The following is a 19,574-nucleotide window of genomic DNA, read 5'->3' as shown; positions in this document are numbered from 1 at the left end:
CGCTTTCCCAGACGGACTATAAAGAAGTGAGAGGGTCACAAAATGGATATCGAACAAAAGGAAATAAAAAATGTCCGTAAAGCGACTTTGTTATCAATCATTCCCGGTCTAGGCCAGTTTTATAATAAGCAAAATTTTAAAGGAATCATCTTTTTACTTATTTTCGTTTTGTTTGTCATAGAGCTTGTCATGTTCGGTTTTCGAGCTTTATATAATTTGATTACGCTTGGATCTATTCCTGGTGTCGATCATTCGCTCTTTCTCTTGATTGAAGGCACGTTGCAACTCATTATCACAATGATTTTTATTGGCTTTTACATACTTAATTTATACGATGCAAATCGAGTAGCCAAACAGTGGAACCTCGGTGAAAGTGTCAATGTTAGCACAAAAGCCATCTTAAAAAATATGGTGGATAAAGGCTTTCCATATCTCTTTACGATGCCAGCTTATATTGTGATGACATTTGTTATCATTTTCCCCGTACTAGTTACACTTTTCATGGCATTCACGAATTACGATTTTTACCATATCCCACCAGCGAATCTAATCGACTGGGTAGGGTTTAAAAACTTCTTTAATATTTTCTTCTTGAGCGCTTACCGCGACACATTCCTAAGCGTGTTCTCATGGACGATTGTTTGGACACTTTGTGCGACCACGTTACAAATCGTGATAGGTGTATTCACCGCAATCGTTGCCAACCAAAGCTTTATTAAAGGAAAACGCCTTTTTGGTGTTATCTTCCTGTTACCATGGGCGGTTCCGGCTTTCATTACGATTATGAGTTTTTCAAACATGTTTAATGACAGCATTGGCGCGATTAATTCGCAAGTCATTCCGCTACTCAATCATTTGCCATTTGTTGATATTGGCGCCATTTCATGGAAGACGGATCCATTTTGGACAAAGGTAGCCCTCATTTCTATCCAAGGATGGCTCGGTTTCCCGTACATTTACGTGATGGTGACAGGCGTCTTGCAAGCTATTCCGGGCGAGCTCTACGAAGCGGCGCGAATTGACGGCGCAAGCGCGATGGCGCGTTTTAGAAAGATTACGCTGCCGATGATTTTATTTGTCACGGCACCCGTTTTTATTACGCAGTACACGTTTAATTTTAACAATTTCTCAATTATATACCTCTTTAATGAAGGGGGACCAGGCAGTGTCGGTGGTGGTGCCGGCTCGACCGATATTTTAATTTCATGGATTTACAAACTTACGACGGGGACGTCCCCGCAATATGCACTGGCAGCGGCTGTGACGCTTATTATTTCAGCGATTGTCATCGGGGTTTCCATGATTGCCTTTAAGAAAACCAACGCATTCGGAAATGAGGAGATGATGTAATGAAAGCATTTTTTAAAGATCAACGCACAACGAACTTTTTAACGAAGTTTTTCACGTATTTGTTTTTACTCGCGCTTTCTGTCGTTATCCTTTATCCAATCTTGATTACAGCATCCTCAGCGTTTAAACCGGGCAACATTGCGGCCTTCTCACTCGAATGGTCGGACGACTGGACGCTAAATAATTTTGTGCGTCTGTTTAATGAAACACTTTACCTCGATTGGTATAAAAACACGCTAATTATTGCGACGTTCACAATGATTTTGCAGGTTACAATCGTCACATTTGCCGGCTACACGTATAGCAGATACCGTTTTAAAGGGCGTAAAAACAGCCTCGTATTCTTTTTAATCATTCAAATGGTGCCAACAATGGCGGCGCTAACTGCTTTTTACGTGCTAGCGATGCTCCTTGGGGCGCTTGATCACTACTGGTTCCTAACGCTTATTTATATCGGCGGCGGGATTCCGATGAACACGTGGCTCATGAAAGGCTACTTCGACACCGTCCCGCGCGATTTGGACGAATCGGCAAAACTAGACGGGGCCGGGCATTTCCGGATTTTCGGGCAAATTATTTTGCCGCTCGTAAGGCCGATGATTGCCGTTCAAGCGCTGTGGGCATTCATGGGACCGTTTGGCGACTTCCTACTCGCGAAATTTTTACTACGCACGCCAGAAAACTTAACGATTGCGGTCGGTTTGCAAAGCTTCATTTCAAACCCGCAGCAACAAAAAGTGGCGCTGTTCGCGGCCGGAGCCATACTTGCGGCACTGCCAATTTGTCTCCTTTTCTTCTTCTTGCAAAAAAACTTTGTTTCTGGTTTGACGGCAGGCGGTACGAAAGGGTAATCATTTTTTGAAAGGAGTCCTAAAATGAAAAAGCAAACCTTCCCGGAACTATATTTTCCAAATATTTGGAGCCCTAAGCGGATTTTTGCAGCCCGAAAAAACCTTTCGTGGTTGAAAATGATTTTTTGCTTCATTTTGCTGAATGCGCTACTTCTGATACCAATTTCGCTCCACCAAGCGAAGCAAAATGACTTTGAAATTCTGAAATGGACGAGCGGTTTAGATGCGCTTGCGACAAATCAGGCGGCTAGTCAGTTTGACGGGCTTAAAATTGCAGACGGAAAACTAGTGAATGCAAGCGAAATGATTTTTCAAGACGACGCTTCTGTGTCTGGCGTTTTCGTCCCAAAAGAAACGTTTGATACGGCTAAAAATGCCATTTCATTTGGTGAAACCCGTTTAGACTTAAAAGATGCGTCAGGCTACCAGTTTTCCCTAGCCTATCCGGAATCTGGCGTCGTGACAAACTTGGAAGAGTTTATTAACACGACTTGGTACGCGCAGTACAAACCGATAGTATTTCTAGGAATGGTTTTCGTTTTAGGAACGCTAACGCTCGTGAGCTCGCTCATGCTCGTACTTTTTAGTGCCATTTGCTTGGCGCTCACGAAAAAGAGCTCTTTTTCAAAAATCAATTCGTTTAAAGAAGCGATGAATTTATCACTGAATGCAATTGGGCTACCAACGCTCATCGCGACCATTTTCGGTTTCATTTATTTTGATATTACAGTAATGATTGGGATTCAGTCACTCGGTGCGGTCTTACTCATTGCAATGACATTTTTAAAAACCCGTTTTTACAAAGAAGATGTGAGGTTAGTTTAGGAGGATTTAGCATGAGGCAACGATTATTCGAGATAGACGCATGGAAACTGAAAACGAAAGAATTAAATAAAGAACAAAAACGTTTGCAGGAAAGTTTAACATCGCTTGGAAATGGCTACATGGGCATGCGTGGCAATTTTGAAGAAGGGTATTCAGGCGACACACACCAAGGCACTTATATTGCAGGTGTTTGGTTCCCAGATAAAACGCGCGTCGGTTGGTGGAAAAACGGTTATCCAGATTATTTCGGAAAAGTTATTAACGCACTTAATTTTATCGGCATTGAAGTGCTAATTGATGGGGAGAAACTGGATTTATACACGGATACATTAATCGATTTTGATATGAAACTTGATATGCAAAAAGGGATTTTGACGCGGCAATTCACCGTACTAAAAAATGAGAAGCGCTACGAAATTCGCGCCACTCGATTTTTGAGCATTCAAACGCGCGAACTCGCGGTTATAACGTACACGGTTACAGCACTAGACGGCGACGCAGAACTTGTTTTAGCGCCATTTTTAGACGGAGAAGTCCACAATGAAGATGCCAACTATGACGAAATGTTTTGGGAAGCTGTCCATGTGACGGAAAATTCATTAACCACACGGACTATCCCAAATGCATTTGATACGGAACGTTTTACGATTCATGCGTTGATGGAAAATAAAATTTCGGGTGAAGTTTTGGCGGAAACAGAACACTCAAGCGCGCTTTATACCGAAAAAAGGTTTAAGGTTTTAGCGAAGCAGAATGTAGCCGTCACCCTTGAAAAGCGTGTAATCATCACAACTTCGCGGGATACAACTGACTTGGAGCAACACGCGCAAGCGATTTTAGCGAGCGAAGCGGCGAAAACGTTTGAAAATCTGTTCGATGAGCAAGTCGCAGCATGGGGCGAACGTTGGAATAAAGCCGATGTGGTGATATCGGGAGACGATTCTGTGCAACAAGGAATTCGTTTCAACATTTTCCAATTGTTTTCCACATACTACGGCGAAGATGCCCGTTTAAACATCGGTCCAAAAGGCTTCACAGGAGAAAAATACGGTGGTGCAACGTATTGGGACACAGAAGCGTTTGCGCTCCCAATGTATTTGGCACTAACGAGCGAAGAAGTGCCGCGCAACCTTCTGAAATACCGTTTTAACCAACTCGAACAAGCGAAACAAAACGCGCGAAAAATCGGTTTAGACGGCGCACTCTATCCGATGGTCACCTTCACCGGAATTGAATGCCACAACGAATGGGAAATCACATTCGAAGAAATCCATCGAAACGGCACAATTGCGTACGCGATATACAACTATGTGACCTATACGGGAGACAAAAACTATCTCGCCGAATACGGCCTTGACGTTTTAGTTGAAATTAGCCGCTTCTTTGCAGATCGTGTTCACCTATCCGACCGTTTAAGCAAATATATGATTCACGGCGTGACCGGACCAAATGAATATGAAAATAACGTCAACAATAACTGGTTCACCAACTACATGGCAAGTTGGACGCTACAATTTACGTTGCAACACGTAGATGCAGAAGCGGCAGAGCGCCTGCATATTAGCAAGCAAGAACTTGAAAAATGGCAAGACATCGTCAAACGCATGTATTTCCCGTACGATGAAAAGTGGCAAATCTTTATTCAACATGACACCTTCCTAGACAAGGAACTACGCGCAACCGACACGCTCAAAGATACCGATCTGCCTTTAAATCAAAATTGGTCTTGGGATAAAATCTTGCGCTCCTGCTTTATCAAGCAGGCGGACGTGCTACAAGGCATATACTATTTCCCGAATCAATTTGATTTCGACACCAAACAGCGTAACTTCGAGTTTTATGAGCCGCTAACCGTCCATGAATCTAGCTTGTCGCCGGCGATTCACGCCGTCCTCGCGTCTGAAATTGGCAAGTACGACAAAGCCGTCGAGATGTACGAACGGACAGCGCGCCTCGATTTAGATAACTACAACAACGACACAGAAGACGGCCTGCACATCACTTCAATGGCCGGCAGCTGGCTCGCCATCGTACAAGGATTTGCGGGCATGCGCACAACGCAAGAAAAACTAGAATTCGCTCCTTTCTTGCCAAAAACATGGAATGATTATGCCTTCAAAATTAATTACCGCCATACACTCGTTCAAGTTCGCGTAGAAAAGGACCAAGTAACCTTAAAACTCCTTGCGGGAGATGAAATTCCAGTTTTCGTTTACGGTGTTCAATACTTGCTCACATCTACAACAGAATTAAAAGTCGCATACCAATAAGAAAAAAGCTTTGCTAGAAATCTGGCAAAGCTTTTTTCTTATAAAAATCTTTAACAAACTGCCTTTTTGATTTCTTTTTATGGCTGTATACTTATGCTATAATGAAACTTATGAAAGAACAGTGTTCGAACTGTTGATAAAAACTAGCACAGATACTAAGTTGCTGTAGTAATGGAGGCGAAAAGATGAGCTTTGCGAACATTCCACTTTTACAATATTTAGCTAACATTGTAGATATACTTGTTGTTTGGTTTGTCATTTATAAATTAATTATGCTTGTCCGCGGAACAAAAGCGGTACAGCTTCTAAAAGGTATTTTTATTATCATCGTTGTGAAAGTGGCAAGTAGCTTCCTGCATTTGCAAACGGTTGAATGGATTACCGATCAAGCGTTAACATGGGGTTTTCTTGCGATTATCATTATTTTTCAACCGGAATTACGTCGCGCGCTTGAATCACTCGGGCGGGGGAATATTTTTATCCGACTCGGTTCGAGAATCGAGAAAGAGCAACACAATTTGGTTGACTCCATTATGAAATCAACGAAATACATGGCAAGGCGCCGAATCGGCGCGCTCATTTCCATTGCGAAAGATACGGGCATGGAAGATTATATTGAAACAGGGATACCGCTTCATGCGAATATTTCTTCCCAACTTTTAATCAATATTTTTATTCCGAATACGCCGCTTCATGACGGTGCAGTCATCATTCGTGGAAATGAAATTGCTTCTGCGGCAAGTTACTTGCCGCTATCTGATAGCCCCTTTTTATCCAAAGAGCTTGGAACAAGACACCGGGCAGCACTTGGAATTAGTGAGGTAACGGACAGTTTAACGATTGTCGTGTCGGAGGAAACGGGTGGCATTTCTGTAACGAAAAATGGCGAATTGTTCCGTGAAGTGTCAGAGGAACGGCTACAAGAAATTTTGGAAAAAGAATTAGTGACGCAAGTGGAAGCGAAAAAATCCTTCTTTTCACGTTTGAAAGGGGGGCATAAAAAATGATGGATCGCATTTTAAATAATAAATGGTCAATTCGTATTCTTTCACTCGTTTTAGCCGCCATTTTATTTACGTCGGTTACGTCTGAAAATAATGCGGGCGATGGCTCTTTTCAAACGGCTTCTCAGATGGATACGGAAACAATTCAAAATGTTCCAGTTGAGGTTTATTACGACAAAGAAAACCTGTATGTTTCTGGCGTGCCAGACACGGTAACAGTAACGCTTTCTGGACCTAGAAGTATCGTGCAAAATGCGCGCGCACAACAAGATTTTAAAGTATACGCCGATCTAAGAAATGCCAAAATTGGTGAACAAACGGTGGAATTCCAAGTGAAAGATATTTCGGAACGCTTAAAAGTGACAATTAGTCCTGAATCTGCGAAAGTCAATGTCCAAGAAAAAGTAACGAAGAAATTTTCTGTTGAGGCAGAGATTGGTAACTCGGTTATTGCAGACGGCTATGAGGCAGGTACACCAAAAGTAGATCCAGGCAAAGTGTCCATTACAGGGGCAAAAGATACGATTGAACAAATTGCTTACGTGAAAGCAAACGTTGAGACAAGTTCAGCGCATAAGGAAGATTTTACAGCGAAAGCTACGGTTTCTGCTTTTGACAATAATTTAAACAAACTAGATGTTGAAATTAGTCCTGAAAAAGTAGATGTTTCAGTTCCGGTAGAAAAAGTTGGTAAATCGGTGCCGCTAAAAATTAATCAAACCGGGACGCCTAGTGAGGACATTACGATTTCGAGCATAACGCCTGAAACGAAGGAAGTCGTGGTCGAAGGTGATGCAGATGTGCTCGCTAAAATTGATGAAATTAGTGTGAATGTAAATGTAAGTAACATTACGGCGGATACGGTACAAGAAGTGACAATTCCTGTTCCAAATGGTGCGAAATCTGTTCAACCGCAGACTGTCGAGGTGCGAATTAAGACGGTAAAAAAGTCGAATGATGATTCAAACGCTAATCAAAATGAGCCAGATTCAAATGATGACAATCCAAACTCAGATGACGGAACAGACGGGGATCAAACGGTTTCAAAGACTTTCCAGAGTTTAGACGTCTTTACAAGAGGCTTACCGTCCACCTACACGGCACAAATGATTACGCCAACTAATGGAAAAGTTAACGTAACTTTAAGCGGTCCGAGAAGTACCATCAATCAAATTAGTGCATCAAGTATTACCGCAGTAGCGGATTTATCTAACGCAAAAGAAGGCGAATATAGCACTAGAATTCAAGTGAATAATCTGCCTAATAAAGTGAGTTATAAACTTTCGGTAAGCACTGCTGACTTTTTAATTAAGCTAAAAGAAACGGCTGCTGTAAGCTGACAAATGGCATCTAAAGCTATGTTTTTCTTGAGAAGATGAAATTTTTAACAAAAAAAGGTATAATAGAACTTGCATTGTCTTTTGCATAGAAATGAAATAATTGACGAATGGAGCAGAAATCAATCTGCTGCTAGAAATGTAATCCAATGTTTTGATACAGAAGGAGAGAATTATAATGGGAAAATATTTTGGAACGGACGGAGTTCGCGGCGTAGCTAATCAGGAATTATCACCAGAACTTGCTTTCCGCTTAGGACGCATGGGGGGCTACGTTCTAACCAAACATGTGGGAGAACACCCAAGAGTATTGGTAGGAAGAGACACACGTATTTCTGGGGAAATGTTAGAATCTGCACTTATTGCAGGACTTGTTTCTGTAGGAATTGAAGTCATGCGTTTAGGTGTTATTTCAACACCAGGAGTTGCTTACTTAACACGTGCACAAGGTGCTTCAGCCAGTGTCATGATTTCCGCATCACATAACCCAGTTGAAGATAACGGCATTAAATTCTTCGGCTCAGATGGCTTCAAGCTGTCCGATGACCAAGAACTTGAAATCGAAGAACTACTTGATCAAGTAAAAGATGAGCTTCCGCGCCCGAGTTCTGACGGATTAGGAACAGTGAGCGATTATTTGGAAGGAAAGCAAAAGTATTTACAATTCTTGAAGCAAACGGTTGACCAAGACTTTTCAGGTGTCCTTGTAGCCCTGGACTGTGCAAACGGAGCCACATCTAGTTTAGCGAACCATTTGTTCGCAGATTTAGAAGCAGAAACGGTTTCAATGGGTGCCTCGCCAAACGGTTTAAACATTAATGACGGCGTCGGCTCAACACATCCAGAAAGTTTAGCTGCATTTGTAAAAGAAAAAGAAGCAAATGTTGGCTTAGCATTCGACGGTGATGGCGACCGCGTCATTGCAATTGATGAGAACGGCGAAATTGTCGATGGCGACAAAATCATGTTTATTTGTGCTAAATATTTAAATGAACATGGCTCGCTCAATCAAAATACAGTTGTCTCAACAGTTATGAGTAACCTAGGTTTCTATAAAGGATTAAAGGAATTGAATATCGCGGATGTGCAAACGGCTGTTGGTGACCGTTACGTCGTCGAAGCCATGCGCGCTGGTGATTATAATCTTGGCGGGGAACAATCCGGTCATATCATTTTCCTTGACCATAATACAACGGGTGATGGTTTATTATCAGGCATTCAACTTATCAACGTGATGAAAGCAACAGGTAAGAAATTATCGGAACTTGCTAGTGAGATGCAAACTTTCCCGCAAAAATTAGTGAACATTCGTGTGACGGATAAAAATGCGGTAGAAGAAAATCCTAAAGTAAGCGAAGCAATTCGTCTCGTTGAAAACGATATGGGAGATAACGGACGCGTTTTAGTTCGTCCTTCAGGAACAGAACCACTTGTTCGCGTAATGGTCGAAGCCGAAACAACCGAAAAAACTGAAGCTTATTGCGAGCAAATTGCAAGTGTTGTTCGCACAGAAATGGGCTTAAACTAAGTAACCTAAAAATCCCGTTATCGATTGCGATGACGGGATTTTTATGAAAGAAAGGATTTTTTTGTTGCAAAAATTACGTCAAGTGGCTGCAAGTTTCACAATCATGATCGGTTTCGCCCAACTATATAGCTTTTCTAGTGCCGTGTACGGCTATTTCATGAGCGACGCTGGAGATTATAACTTTGTGTGGAATTACTGGATTATCGGCCTATTTGCGCTACTCCTAATTGTGAGCGGAGCCGTCATGATTCAAAATGATATTTTCCGTTTAGCAGTAGCTGTCGTTCTACTAGCCTACACAGCGTTCCAAGCATTCTCAGTTTATTTTTACCAAATTCAACCTCTACTTGATAAAACAGAAGATATTCAAGGGCCATTTAATTACACCAATTCCATCTTGGCTGTCATTAGTCTCGTACTATTTTTTATTTTTATTTTTAACAAAAAAGGGCAACTTAGTACAGAGCTCAATCAAAATGAAAATTGGAAACGAAAATGGCTGATTACAAGTATTGTCTTTTTAGTAGCAAGTGCAGGGCTCGCGATTTGGCTAGCGGTCATTATTATTCAACATTTTCAAAACCCTAAAGCGAGTGATGCATACATTTTTACAAATGACTTTGATGCACTGTTTGCTTGTGTAAGCGCACTTCTCTTACTGATAGCGGCAACATCGAGCTTAAAACGAGGCTCTTACTTCATGGCTGGAATCGTGCTCGGAATCGGTTTTTTATATTTGGTCAACTATACTTGGTTCGAACAATGGATGACTTTTGCGATAAAAAACGGGTATGACCTTGCCAAAAATGAAAATCGCTTATTCGGCATCCAATTTGTTGTGGGTGTTTCCAGTTTTCTTTCAGGAATATTGATTTTGATTGGAAGAAAACGTTAAAAGTTCCGTTTTTTTGAAGTAAAACTACTTATTCTGTGTCTAATAAGTGAATTTTGTCACAAATCTATTGTGACTTTGCTTGAAAATGATATACTGAACTAGAAAGTATATTATTGAATTTAGGGAGGAATTGTTTTGAAGAAAAAGGGTATTGTTAGCTTAATTTTAATTTTCGTAATGTCCATCTTTTTAACAGCATGTGGAAATGACCGTGTAGAGCCTAAGGAAGCAGCAGAAATTACTGTTAACGCGCTTGTGTACGGAAAAGACACAGACAAAGTAAAAGACGTTTATGGGGAAGACGGAACAGACACTGAAAAAGAGTTTGAAAAAGGTTTTAAAGAAAGCTTTACATCAACTTTAGCACGAATGACAGGTAGCGCTCTAGATATCGACAAAGAAGTGGATGACTTATATAGTGCGCTACGCAACCGTGTGAAAGAAAAAGCAACATATACGACAAAAGTAACTAACGACGATAAAGAAAATCCTGAAATTACTTTTTCCGTCAAAGGTCTTGATATGAAGGCCGTTCAACAAGGGTTAACAACGGAATTACAAAAAGAAGTTATAGCGGATCCATCACTAGCTACTGATAAAGATAAACTTGTTAAGAAAATGCTTGAAGTTTATACAGAGCAAATCAAAAAAGCAGATGTCGTATCAACACCAGTAGATGTCAAACTTAAACTTGAAGTTAATTCGAAAGATGAAAGCGAATGGAAAATAAGTAATCAAATTGCCTTTGTCCAAAGTTTAATGAAAGCTTTCTACATGGGTGGTATGTAAAACTAAGAAAAATGGAAATCATAATTGATTTCCATTTTTTTTGATTTCTGGGAATATGTATATACCAATTCCTCTTAATTGGCTTAACAAAATGCTTGACCAACTATACAATTTAGTGTAGAATGATTTTGTTTCCTTGAAAAAAGGAAAGGAGGATCGTTTAAAACTAAATAAAAGCGCCAGAACTAATTGGACGGAACTAGCCGCTAGTGAAACTCTAGCTTGCTATGAAATTAGTTGACGAGGAGGAGATTAATCGAAATTTCGGCGGGAGTCTCCCGGCTGTACATGCAGTCGTTACGCTTTAGCTACAAACCATTTGGGCGACCAGATGAACAGAGCGCTAAAGAGCATGTGTTTTTCTCCAAGGAAACGAAAAATTTTCGGGGAGGGCAAAAATTGGATTCGTCTGCCCTTTTAACTATTGGAGGATAAAAGTATGTGTGGAATTGTTGGATTTATTGGAGAAAAAAATGCGAAAGATGTGTTACTAAACGGACTAGAAAAACTAGAATATCGTGGCTACGATTCAGCTGGAATTGCGCTTTTAGACAAAAATAATGTGTATGTTGTGAAGGAAAAAGGTAGAATTGCTGACCTAGCTAAAGCAGTAGCAAACGAGGCATACGGAGAAATCGGAATCGGGCATACGCGCTGGGCAACGCACGGGAAACCGAGTCATGAGAATGCGCATCCGCATCAAAGCCCGTCTGGTCGTTTTACGATGGTGCATAATGGCGTCATTGAAAACTATTCCCTTTTAAAAGAAAACTATTTAAAAGAGGCGACTTTCAAAAGTGACACCGACACAGAAGTTATCGTTCAATTAATTGAGAAATTCGCAAATGAAGGCTTAGCGACGCAAGAAGCGCTTCAGCAAACGCTTGCGCTCCTACAAGGCTCCTATGCGATTAGCTTAATTGACAACAAAGAAAGCCAAACGCTTTATGCAGCTAAAAGTAAAAGTCCGCTTCTAATCGGCAAAGGAAATGGCTTTAATATTATTGCAAGCGATGCGATGGCAGCTTTAAAAGAAACCGACGAGTTCATTGAGATTATGGACGGAGAAATGGTGATTTTAAAACGCTCTAGCATTCAAATCTTAAATCTTGAAGGGGAAGAAATTGAGCGTGCGCCTTACACCGCAACAATCGACGCGACAGACATTGAAAAGGGCACTTACCCACACTATATGTTAAAAGAAATCGATGAGCAACCGGCTGTCACACGCCGCATCATTCAGTCGTATCAAAATGAAGCTGGCGATCTTACCGTGGATGAAGCTATCCTAGACGCGATTTTAGCATCCGACCGCGTGCACATCATTGCGTGCGGCACAAGCTATCATGCTGGCCTAGTTGGAAAAAATCTAATTGAAAAGTTGGCGCACATTCCAGTAGAAGTCCATGTTTCCAGTGAATTTGGTTATAACATGCCACTCCTTTCCGAGCGCCCGCTATTTCTATTTATTACGCAAAGCGGGGAAACGGCGGACAGCCGTCAAGTTCTCGTGAAGGTGAAGAGTATGGGCTATCCAACGCTAACGCTTACGAATGTGGCAGGATCGACACTCGACCGTGAAGCGGACCATGCCATGTATTTGTTCGCCGGTCCCGAAATTGCCGTAGCTTCTACAAAGGCGTATACCGCACAAATCGCGGTTTTAAGTGTGCTGGCGGTTACACTTGGTCGGGCGAAAGGGATTCAAGACGCAAAAGAGTTGAATCTTGCTGCCGAGCTTGGTATCGTAGCGACAGCCATGGAAACGATGGTCACTTCAAAGGAATTAGTTGAACATATTGCAGGTGAGTTTCTCGCAACTACACGGAATGCTTTTTTCCTAGGAAGAAGTGTTGACTATTTTGTCGCGATGGAAGCGGCCTTAAAGCTGAAAGAAATTTCGTATATTCAAGCAGAAGGGTTTGCGAGCGGCGAGCTAAAACACGGAACAATCGCACTTATTGAGGACGAAACGCCTGTTTTAGCGATTATCACGCAGGAAAATATTAATTGGAATATCCGCGGAAATGTCAATGAGGTTTTAGCACGCGGAGCAAATGCTTGCGTATTTGCGATGGAAGGCCTAGAACAGCCTGGAGACCGTCTTGTAATTCCACAAGTCCATCCGTTATTAACTTCACTTGCTAGTGTTATTCCGTGCCAATTGCTCGCTTATTATGCGGCACTCCACCGCGGATGCGATGTGGACAAACCACGTAATTTAGCGAAAAGTGTTACAGTAGAATAAAGCAAAAGGCTTCCAAAAATTGGAAGCCTTTTTAATTTTCATCTGATGGTGGAACGTCTTTTTTAAATCCTTGAATAATAAAACGGGCGCCGGTCACAAAATCAACAGCAGCCATGCCGGCAATCACGTAGGCAAAAAAGCCCCAACCACTTGTATTTACTTGTTGTATAGCGAAATAAACGAATACGATACCTAAAATAATGTAAAGTAATCCTTGTAATAAAAAACGTCGATTCATATCCCTTTTTTACCCCCAAAAGAAAAGACTTAAGATTATAACGAAAGAATTCATTAAGATATGTGCAAACATCGGAACAATAATGCGCTTTGTTTTCGTATACAGATAACAAAGAATAAGACCAATCAAGAAGTAAGAAAGTAAATATTGTATGTCACCATGTAGAAGGGCAAAAACAAACGAACTAATAACCGCCGCAACATGAATATTTATAATGTTTGCCAGTCCTCCGTACAACACTTTTCGAAATACTAACTCCTCTAAAATCGGACCGAGGATGCTGATAAAAATGAGGAAGATAGGCGCTGTTTTGGAATAGCCTAAAAGGTCTGCCGTATTTTCTGACCCACTAGGTAGGCCGGCAAAAATGGTAATGACAAAAACCGCCACGTATTGAGCAACAAGTAAAATGAAGAAGCCACCTACGGCCCAAAGAATGCTACTTGGAAGTCCCGCTTTTTGTCCGGTAGCAATTTTATTAAATTCAGGCTGGTTCCGAAGAAGCAACCAAATAATACATAATGAAGCGATATTTGCAAGAATACTCCAAATTACGACGGATAGATTTGCAATTTCAGTTTTTGAAGCTGAGCTAAATGAGTTTAAAATGGCCGCAACAAGAGGCACACCTAAAATTCCAGAAAATAGTAGAATAAAATAACTTATAATAATAGTGATATATCGTTTTGCCAAAAAACCGCTTCCTTCCAAGAAACCTAATGTTTCATTTCAATTCTGTTCTATTGTACTAAGAAATAGGTGGCAGTTGCAAATAAGAAAGAAATTTTAATAAAAACGAGCCCTTTATACTTGCAATTTTAACCTATTTTGACTAATATAAGAATTGTGTTAGCACTCAAGTGTATCGAGTGCTAAAAAGATTCAAGGAGGTTATGGAATTGTTAAAACCATTAGGAGATCGCGTTATTATTGAAGTTGTAGAGGCTGAAGAAAAAACAGCGAGCGGGATAGTTTTACCTGATTCAGCGAAAGAAAAGCCACAAGAAGGTAAAGTTGTCGCAGTAGGCTCTGGTCGAATTCTTGATAACGGTGCAAAAGAAGCGCTAGAAGTTGAAACAGGCGACCACATTATTTTCTCCAAGTACTCTGGGACGGAAGTAACCTTTGAAGGAAAAGACTTATTGATTATCCGCGAAAGCGACATTTTAGCAGTAATTAAATAGAATTTTGGATTAAAACGGAGGTATTGACTTATGGCAAAAGATATTAAATTTAGTGAAGACGCTCGTCGCGCAATGTTACGCGGCGTTGACCAATTAGCGAACGCAGTAAAAGTAACGCTTGGCCCAAAAGGACGTAACGTCGTTCTTGAGAAAAAATTTGGTTCACCTTTAATCACAAATGATGGTGTTACGATTGCTAAAGAAATCGAATTAGAAGATGCTTTTGAAAACATGGGAGCTAAACTTGTTTCTGAAGTGGCATCTAAAACAAATGACGTAGCTGGTGACGGAACAACAACGGCAACAGTTCTAGCTCAAGCAATGATTCAAGAAGGTCTTAAAAACGTAACAGCTGGCGCAAACCCTGTAGGCATCCGCCGCGGAATTGAAAAAGCTGTTGCAACAGCAATTGAAGAGCTTCAATCGATTTCAAAACCAATTGAAGGAAAAGATTCCATTGCGCAAGTTGCTGCTATTTCTTCTGGTGATGAGGAAGTTGGGAAATTAATTGCCGAAGCGATGGAACGAGTTGGTAATGACGGAGTTATTACGATTGAAGAATCAAAAGGCTTTGCAACTGAACTTGATGTTGTAGAGGGGATGCAATTTGACCGCGGCTATACAAGTCCGTACATGGTGACTGATTCTGATAAAATGGAAGCAGCACTCGAAAAACCTTATATTTTAATCACAGATAAAAAAATCTCTAATATTCAAGAAATTTTACCTGTCTTGGAGCAAGTAGTACAACAAGGGCGTCCGCTTCTCATTATTGCAGAAGATGTTGACGGCGAAGCACAAGCGACTCTTGTTTTAAACAAACTACGCGGAACCTTTAACGTGGTAGCAGTTAAAGCGCCTGGCTTTGGTGATCGTCGTAAAGCAATGCTTGAAGACATCAGTATTTTAACTGGTGCACAGGTGATTACGGAAGATTTAGGTCTTGAACTTAAATCAACAACGATGGAACAACTTGGAACTGCTCAAAAAGTAGTCGTAACAAAAGATGATACGACAATCGTTGAAGGAGCTGGCGATTCCGACCAAATTGCGGCACGTGTGAACCAAATTCGTGCGCAAATGGAGGAAACAACTTCTGAATTCGATAAAGAAAAACTTCAAGAACGCCTAGCAAAATTAGCTGGCGGTGTAGCTGTCATCAAAGTTGGTGCCGCTACTGAAACGGAATTAAAAGAGCGCAAACTTCGTATTGAAGATGCGTTAAACTCCACGCGTGCAGCTGTTGAAGAAGGTATCGTATCCGGTGGTGGTACGGCCCTTGTAAATGTCTACAATAAAGTAGCTGCTATCGAAGCAACTGGCGATGAAGCAACTGGTGTGAAAATCGTTCTTCGTTCGCTTGAAGAACCAGTTCGTCAAATCGCGCACAATGCCGGCTTAGAAGGTTCTGTTATTGTTGAACGCTTGAAAGGCGAAAAAGTTGGTGTTGGTTTCAACGCAGCTAACGGCGAATGGGTCAACATGATTGAAGCTGGTATCGTGGATCCAACAAAAGTAACGCGTTCTGCGCTTCAAAATGCCTCTTCTGTTGCAGCTCTACTTCTTACAACTGAAGCAGTAGTCGCTGATCAACCAGAAGAAAACGCTCCTGCAGTACCTGATATGGGCGGCATGGGTGGAATGGGCGGTATGATGTAACTAGCCCAGCTATTTACATGCTGCCTACTAAGAGATCTCCTCGGAGGTCTCTTTTTTTTGATTAAAATCTTGATTCCCGCACCTTTCCAAGTTAAAATGAAATCAAAGCCATAAAAGGAGAGCGAAATCATGCAAAAAAGATTTACATGAAATAAAAGCTAGCAAGTTCACTCTAAGTAAAAGTTAAAACAAAAGGAGTGAACGGAAATGACGATTATGAAGACGGATTTATTAATTTTTGGATGGAAAATACAATTAGAAAACAATTTGAAGATTTATCAAAGCGTAGAAGATGTTTATTTGGTTGTAGATGAAGACGATGATGTACTCCTAAAATTTAGTTGTACAGAAAAAGAAATTTCACTCATTCGAACCGATTGGAATAACTTTGTTCGCGTTACGGCAGATAAAGAGCTTATTTTAACGAAAAGAAGTCGTATGGATTAAAAAAAGCCGGCAGATGCCAGCTAAAGTTAGGGAGTTTAAAGGTTACAAGTTCAAAGCTTGTAACCTTATTTTAGCGCAATTTTGTAAAGCCATTATGAACGATAGGTTGATTTCTAGTAAAGAAATGGTCAAAAAAACTCAGGTTGTAATCGCTTACTAATTATGATACACTATAGGAAATTAATGGATTGTGACTGGTAAAGCAGGCAAAACCCGTGTTAGTACATACTGTTTGTTTAGGAACGCAGTGTGTCAACTAATACGGGTTTTATTTCGTGCAAAAGGAGATTTTTCAGATGCTCATTACAAAAATTTTAAATAACAATGTTGTTTTTTCAGTCAATCAAGTGAAAGAGGAAGTTATCGTCACAGGACTTGGCGTGGGGTTTAATCGTAAAATTGGCGATACAATCCCGACAGAAAAGATTGAGAAAATATTTACAACAGACAATGACCCTTCGAACAAACAACTTATTCAGCTTCTGGAAGAAATACCATTTGATTACTTCTCGTTGGCAGATGATATTATTTGCTATACGGAAAAAGAACTCGTAAAATCATTAAATAAGATTATTTATGTCACGTTAACCGATCATATCCATTACGCTGTATCACGTTTTAAACAAGGCATCTTTTTTGAAAATCGGTTGCTTTGGGAAATAAAAAAGTTTTATCCGGAAGAATTTGCTATTGCAAAAACATGTTTGGCGCGAATCAATGAGCATGCGGATGTTGACTTGCCAGAAGACGAAGCGGGTTTCATGGACAAACTAGGTTTATTCCCACAAGCAGAAGATGTGATTCGTGAAATGGCCGAATTTACAAAAAGGTAGCTTAGAACGCCGTTTTGCAGTATGATAAAGAAAAATGGAGCAAGCGAGGTGCTAGCATGAAACAAATTATTCCTTATTTTACGATGGACAACTGCGCAGAAGCGGTTTCTTTCTACCAAACCGTATTTGGGGGCGAAATTCTGCACGCCTCCTACGGAAAAGATGTCCCCGGGTTTGAAAAATTCCCAAATAAACTCATCCACGCCGAACTGCACATTGCTGAAAATTTAGTCCTTTTTTTCAACGATTTACAACTCGGCGAAATGACTCACGGGAACACGCTAATCATTGGGCTAGAATGTGATTCAAACGAAGAACTTCTCCGCTATATGGAAATACTTCAAATTGGCGGACGCGTCGAAATGGAAGTCGCGAACATGTTTTGGGGAGCGACACATGCCAAAGTGGAAGACAAGTTCGGTTACATGTGGGAATTAAATTATACACATGTTTAATAGCAAACTCTCTTTTGCAAAGCAAAAGAGAGTTTATTTCGTGTTCATTTAACAAAGGAAGGAGGCATAAAAATGAGCGTTAAGTTAGAAGAATTACTTAAATTACCATCTTTACGAGAAGCAAAAGTGGTCGCCGGAAAGACCGGGCTAAAAAAATTAGTTTCTTCCATATCCGTTTTAGAACATACCGATGTTGAAATTTTGGAAGACGCGTTATTCGATAATGATGAATTTTATGGCAGTGAAATTGTGATTTCCGCCTTTATCAATATAAAAGATAATGTGGATGCTCAGTGCAATATGATAGAAAGGCTACATCATGCAGGCGAAGTGGCATTAATTCTTTACTATGTCGGTATTTTTATGCCAAAAGTAGATGAGAAATTAATCCGATTAGCCAACAAACTGGATTTCACGCTTATTGTTATGCCTGAAAATGAAATGACGCTCAGATATAGCGAAGTGATTTATGAAGTTGTAGAAGCAATCGTAAAACAAGAAATGCGCGTCACCCATTTTGCAAGTGAACTTCTCGAACAAATTTCAAACTTACCAAATAATCAGCGAAATATTGATACAATGCTTAAAATTTTAACAGACCGCACCCGTTCTTCGATTGTGTTAACCGATAATTCAGGCGAAATTGTACATGCCGTAACCTGGCCGCGCATCAATACGATTGCTTTAGACAAAGTAATCCACCTTCCTATTACAGAAAAAATCGAGCAACATGACCAGCTGTTCATCACGAAACGACCACTTATGCAAGATGGTATTAAGATGCTACAGCTTTTTTTGATCAAAGAAAACGAAGCTTTGACGGAGGAGCTCGCCGCACAAATGACGGAAGTGGTTCAAGTCTTTATGAACCTTTGGGGTGAAAAATATAGCGAGATTAGCACGTCTGAACTTGTGAAAGCGATCTTAAATAATGAGAGTGTCAAAATGCGTCGCCTAGCGAAAATTCTAGGAATTGATGTGGCGAGCATTCAAACCATGTGGCTTATCGAAGCACAAAATGCGCAAGCAAATGAACAAGCACTACAAAAAATTCAGTCTTACTTTTCGGCCCATTTCCAAGTTTCGCTCGTTGATTTTCATGATGATTTCATTGTGGCGTTAATGGATAATAGTTTAACGCAAGGGGAGTATGATGAACTGGCGAAGCATTTGCTAAAAGAGCTAGACGTCCAAATTATTATATGCGGTGGGCAGGAAAACACGACTGATGTGCAGCAAAGTTATGCGACAGTTTCAAGCTATTTTGAGGCCGCGAAAATCATTTATCCACTTAAAACCATTTTTTCTATTCAAGAAGTGATGTTTGCTGCAGAATGCTATGAAATTGTCAACAAAGGTGAAAGAGCCATTTCTGAGCAGCTTAAATTGGTACAGCCTCTCTTCCAAATGCAAAGTCAAGGTGAAGAATTATTACAGACATTGGCGGTTTTTCTACTTGATACAGAAAACAATATGGGAAAAGCAGCAGACGTTTTATTCCTTCACAAAAACACAATTAAGTACCGCTTAGCACGGTTACATGAAATTTTGCAATATCCGGTCACTAAACTTCCAGAAAGCTATAATCTATACACATCTGTTGCTATTTGGCGCTTACTTCAGGAAATGAACCAAACGTAAATTTTAAATAAAATAAGCTT

Annotated in this window: 18 protein-coding genes; 16 read left to right on the top strand and 2 right to left on the bottom strand. The window is 40.6% G+C overall.

The window, feature by feature from the left end; all coding sequences use genetic code 11:
• Positions 1 to 42: 42 nt before the first annotated feature.
• The 10 genes from CFS60_RS12125 to glmS all read left to right on the top strand — a co-directional run bounded on the left by CFS60_RS12125 (position 43) and on the right by glmS (position 13,097).
• Positions 43 to 1,350 carry a sugar ABC transporter permease gene (locus CFS60_RS12125; RefSeq protein ID WP_088810957.1) on the top strand — a complete coding sequence of 436 codons (1,308 nt, stop codon included), beginning with the start codon at positions 43 to 45 and terminating at the stop codon, positions 1,348 to 1,350.
• Positions 1,350 to 2,201: a sugar ABC transporter permease gene (locus tag CFS60_RS12120; protein ID WP_088810958.1), complete on the top strand. Its 852-nt coding sequence runs from the start codon at positions 1,350 to 1,352 to the stop codon at positions 2,199 to 2,201. Before CFS60_RS12125 ends, CFS60_RS12120 begins: the two co-directional genes overlap by 1 nt.
• 24 nt (positions 2,202 to 2,225) lie before the next feature.
• Positions 2,226 to 3,026: a DUF1189 family protein gene (locus CFS60_RS12115; RefSeq protein ID WP_088810959.1), complete on the top strand. Its 801-nt coding sequence runs from the start codon at positions 2,226 to 2,228 to the stop codon at positions 3,024 to 3,026.
• Between the two features lie 11 nt (positions 3,027 to 3,037).
• Positions 3,038 to 5,296 (top strand): glycoside hydrolase family 65 protein, encoded by a 2,259-nt coding sequence (locus tag CFS60_RS12110; RefSeq protein ID WP_088816394.1) that lies wholly within the window; start codon positions 3,038 to 3,040, stop codon positions 5,294 to 5,296.
• A gap of 185 nt (positions 5,297 to 5,481) precedes the next feature.
• Positions 5,482 to 6,303, top strand: a complete 822-nt coding sequence (gene cdaA, locus CFS60_RS12105; protein ID WP_088810961.1) for a diadenylate cyclase CdaA — start codon at positions 5,482 to 5,484, stop codon at positions 6,301 to 6,303.
• On the top strand, positions 6,300 to 7,640 hold the full coding sequence (locus tag CFS60_RS12100) for a YbbR-like domain-containing protein (RefSeq protein WP_088810962.1): 1,341 nt from the start codon (positions 6,300 to 6,302) through the stop codon (positions 7,638 to 7,640). Before cdaA ends, CFS60_RS12100 begins: the two co-directional genes overlap by 4 nt.
• Before the next feature lie 175 nt (positions 7,641 to 7,815).
• Complete coding sequence (glmM, locus tag CFS60_RS12095) at positions 7,816 to 9,165, top strand: phosphoglucosamine mutase (RefSeq protein ID WP_088839307.1); 1,350 nt, start codon at positions 7,816 to 7,818, stop codon at positions 9,163 to 9,165.
• A gap of 43 nt (positions 9,166 to 9,208) precedes the next feature.
• Positions 9,209 to 10,060 carry a hypothetical protein gene (locus CFS60_RS12090; RefSeq protein WP_088816391.1) on the top strand — a complete coding sequence of 284 codons (852 nt, stop codon included), beginning with the start codon at positions 9,209 to 9,211 and terminating at the stop codon, positions 10,058 to 10,060.
• A gap of 177 nt (positions 10,061 to 10,237) precedes the next feature.
• On the top strand, positions 10,238 to 10,849 hold the full coding sequence (locus CFS60_RS12085) for a DUF5105 domain-containing protein (protein ID WP_088816400.1): 612 nt from the start codon (positions 10,238 to 10,240) through the stop codon (positions 10,847 to 10,849).
• A 439-nt stretch (positions 10,850 to 11,288) separates the two neighbouring features.
• The gene (gene glmS, locus CFS60_RS12080; RefSeq protein ID WP_088810965.1) at positions 11,289 to 13,097 is read left to right on the top strand and encodes a glutamine--fructose-6-phosphate transaminase (isomerizing); all 1,809 of its coding nucleotides are present in this window, start codon (positions 11,289 to 11,291) and stop codon (positions 13,095 to 13,097) included.
• Positions 13,098 to 13,128: 31 nt separating this feature from the next.
• Here glmS and CFS60_RS12075 read toward each other — a convergent pair whose 3' ends face one another.
• Both CFS60_RS12075 and CFS60_RS12070 read right to left on the bottom strand, forming a co-directional pair.
• Positions 13,129 to 13,335 carry a YdiK family protein gene (locus tag CFS60_RS12075; RefSeq protein WP_088810966.1) on the bottom strand — a complete coding sequence of 69 codons (207 nt, stop codon included), beginning with the start codon at positions 13,333 to 13,335 and terminating at the stop codon, positions 13,129 to 13,131.
• Between the two features lie 9 nt (positions 13,336 to 13,344).
• Complete coding sequence (locus tag CFS60_RS12070; protein ID WP_088810967.1) at positions 13,345 to 14,028, bottom strand: CPBP family intramembrane glutamic endopeptidase; 684 nt, start codon at positions 14,026 to 14,028, stop codon at positions 13,345 to 13,347.
• Between the two features lie 206 nt (positions 14,029 to 14,234).
• Between CFS60_RS12070 and groES the strand changes: the two genes are divergently transcribed.
• The 6 genes from groES (at position 14,235) to CFS60_RS12040 (ending at position 19,554) form a co-directional block, all read left to right on the top strand.
• A complete protein-coding gene (gene groES / locus CFS60_RS12065; RefSeq protein ID WP_007475470.1) occupies positions 14,235 to 14,519 on the top strand; it encodes a co-chaperone GroES in 285 nt (94 codons plus the stop codon).
• A 30-nt stretch (positions 14,520 to 14,549) separates the two neighbouring features.
• On the top strand, positions 14,550 to 16,178 hold the full coding sequence (groL, locus tag CFS60_RS12060) for a chaperonin GroEL (protein ID WP_088810968.1): 1,629 nt from the start codon (positions 14,550 to 14,552) through the stop codon (positions 16,176 to 16,178).
• A gap of 207 nt (positions 16,179 to 16,385) precedes the next feature.
• Positions 16,386 to 16,625 (top strand): hypothetical protein, encoded by a 240-nt coding sequence (locus CFS60_RS12055; protein WP_088810969.1) that lies wholly within the window; start codon positions 16,386 to 16,388, stop codon positions 16,623 to 16,625.
• Between the two features lie 296 nt (positions 16,626 to 16,921).
• A complete protein-coding gene (locus tag CFS60_RS12050) occupies positions 16,922 to 17,458 on the top strand; it encodes a PRD domain-containing protein (RefSeq protein ID WP_088810970.1) in 537 nt (178 codons plus the stop codon).
• 56 nt (positions 17,459 to 17,514) lie between these two features.
• The gene (locus CFS60_RS12045) at positions 17,515 to 17,913 is read left to right on the top strand and encodes a VOC family protein (protein ID WP_088810971.1); all 399 of its coding nucleotides are present in this window, start codon (positions 17,515 to 17,517) and stop codon (positions 17,911 to 17,913) included.
• A gap of 72 nt (positions 17,914 to 17,985) precedes the next feature.
• Positions 17,986 to 19,554, top strand: coding sequence for a PucR family transcriptional regulator (locus tag CFS60_RS12040; RefSeq protein WP_088839306.1), 1,569 nt, complete (start codon positions 17,986 to 17,988; stop codon positions 19,552 to 19,554).
• Positions 19,555 to 19,574: the final 20 nt, after the last annotated feature.

The sequence above is a fragment of the Listeria sp. ILCC792 genome, assembly GCF_900186135.1.
Lineage (GTDB): Bacteria > Bacillota > Bacilli > Lactobacillales > Listeriaceae > Listeria > Listeria goaensis.
The sequence above is the reverse complement of the archived record's forward strand: the minus strand, read 5'-3'. Positions and strand labels throughout refer to the sequence as shown.

What these genes read in the sequence shown, in the direction of transcription:
- glmM (WP_088839307.1), top strand. Translation starts at nt 7,816, where the DNA reads ATGGGAAAATATTTTGGAACGGACGGAGTTCGCGGCGTAGCTAATCAG.
- groL (WP_088810968.1), top strand. Translation starts at nt 14,550, where the DNA reads ATGGCAAAAGATATTAAATTTAGTGAAGACGCTCGTCGCGCAATGTTA.
- CFS60_RS12115 (WP_088810959.1), top strand. Translation starts at nt 2,226, where the DNA reads ATGAAAAAGCAAACCTTCCCGGAACTATATTTTCCAAATATTTGGAGC.
- CFS60_RS12040 (WP_088839306.1), top strand. Translation starts at nt 17,986, where the DNA reads ATGAGCGTTAAGTTAGAAGAATTACTTAAATTACCATCTTTACGAGAA.
- CFS60_RS12055 (WP_088810969.1), top strand. Translation starts at nt 16,386, where the DNA reads ATGACGATTATGAAGACGGATTTATTAATTTTTGGATGGAAAATACAA.
- CFS60_RS12085 (WP_088816400.1), top strand. Translation starts at nt 10,238, where the DNA reads ATGTCCATCTTTTTAACAGCATGTGGAAATGACCGTGTAGAGCCTAAG.
- CFS60_RS12100 (WP_088810962.1), top strand. Translation starts at nt 6,300, where the DNA reads ATGATGGATCGCATTTTAAATAATAAATGGTCAATTCGTATTCTTTCA.
- CFS60_RS12120 (WP_088810958.1), top strand. Translation starts at nt 1,350, where the DNA reads ATGAAAGCATTTTTTAAAGATCAACGCACAACGAACTTTTTAACGAAG.
- CFS60_RS12045 (WP_088810971.1), top strand. Translation starts at nt 17,515, where the DNA reads ATGAAACAAATTATTCCTTATTTTACGATGGACAACTGCGCAGAAGCG.
- CFS60_RS12075 (WP_088810966.1), bottom strand. Translation starts at nt 13,335, where the DNA reads ATGAATCGACGTTTTTTATTACAAGGATTACTTTACATTATTTTAGGT.
- CFS60_RS12125 (WP_088810957.1), top strand. Translation starts at nt 43, where the DNA reads ATGGATATCGAACAAAAGGAAATAAAAAATGTCCGTAAAGCGACTTTG.
- CFS60_RS12090 (WP_088816391.1), top strand. Translation starts at nt 9,209, where the DNA reads ATGAAAGAAAGGATTTTTTTGTTGCAAAAATTACGTCAAGTGGCTGCA.
- cdaA (WP_088810961.1), top strand. Translation starts at nt 5,482, where the DNA reads ATGAGCTTTGCGAACATTCCACTTTTACAATATTTAGCTAACATTGTA.
- CFS60_RS12050 (WP_088810970.1), top strand. Translation starts at nt 16,922, where the DNA reads ATGCTCATTACAAAAATTTTAAATAACAATGTTGTTTTTTCAGTCAAT.
- CFS60_RS12110 (WP_088816394.1), top strand. Translation starts at nt 3,038, where the DNA reads ATGAGGCAACGATTATTCGAGATAGACGCATGGAAACTGAAAACGAAA.
- glmS (WP_088810965.1), top strand. Translation starts at nt 11,289, where the DNA reads ATGTGTGGAATTGTTGGATTTATTGGAGAAAAAAATGCGAAAGATGTG.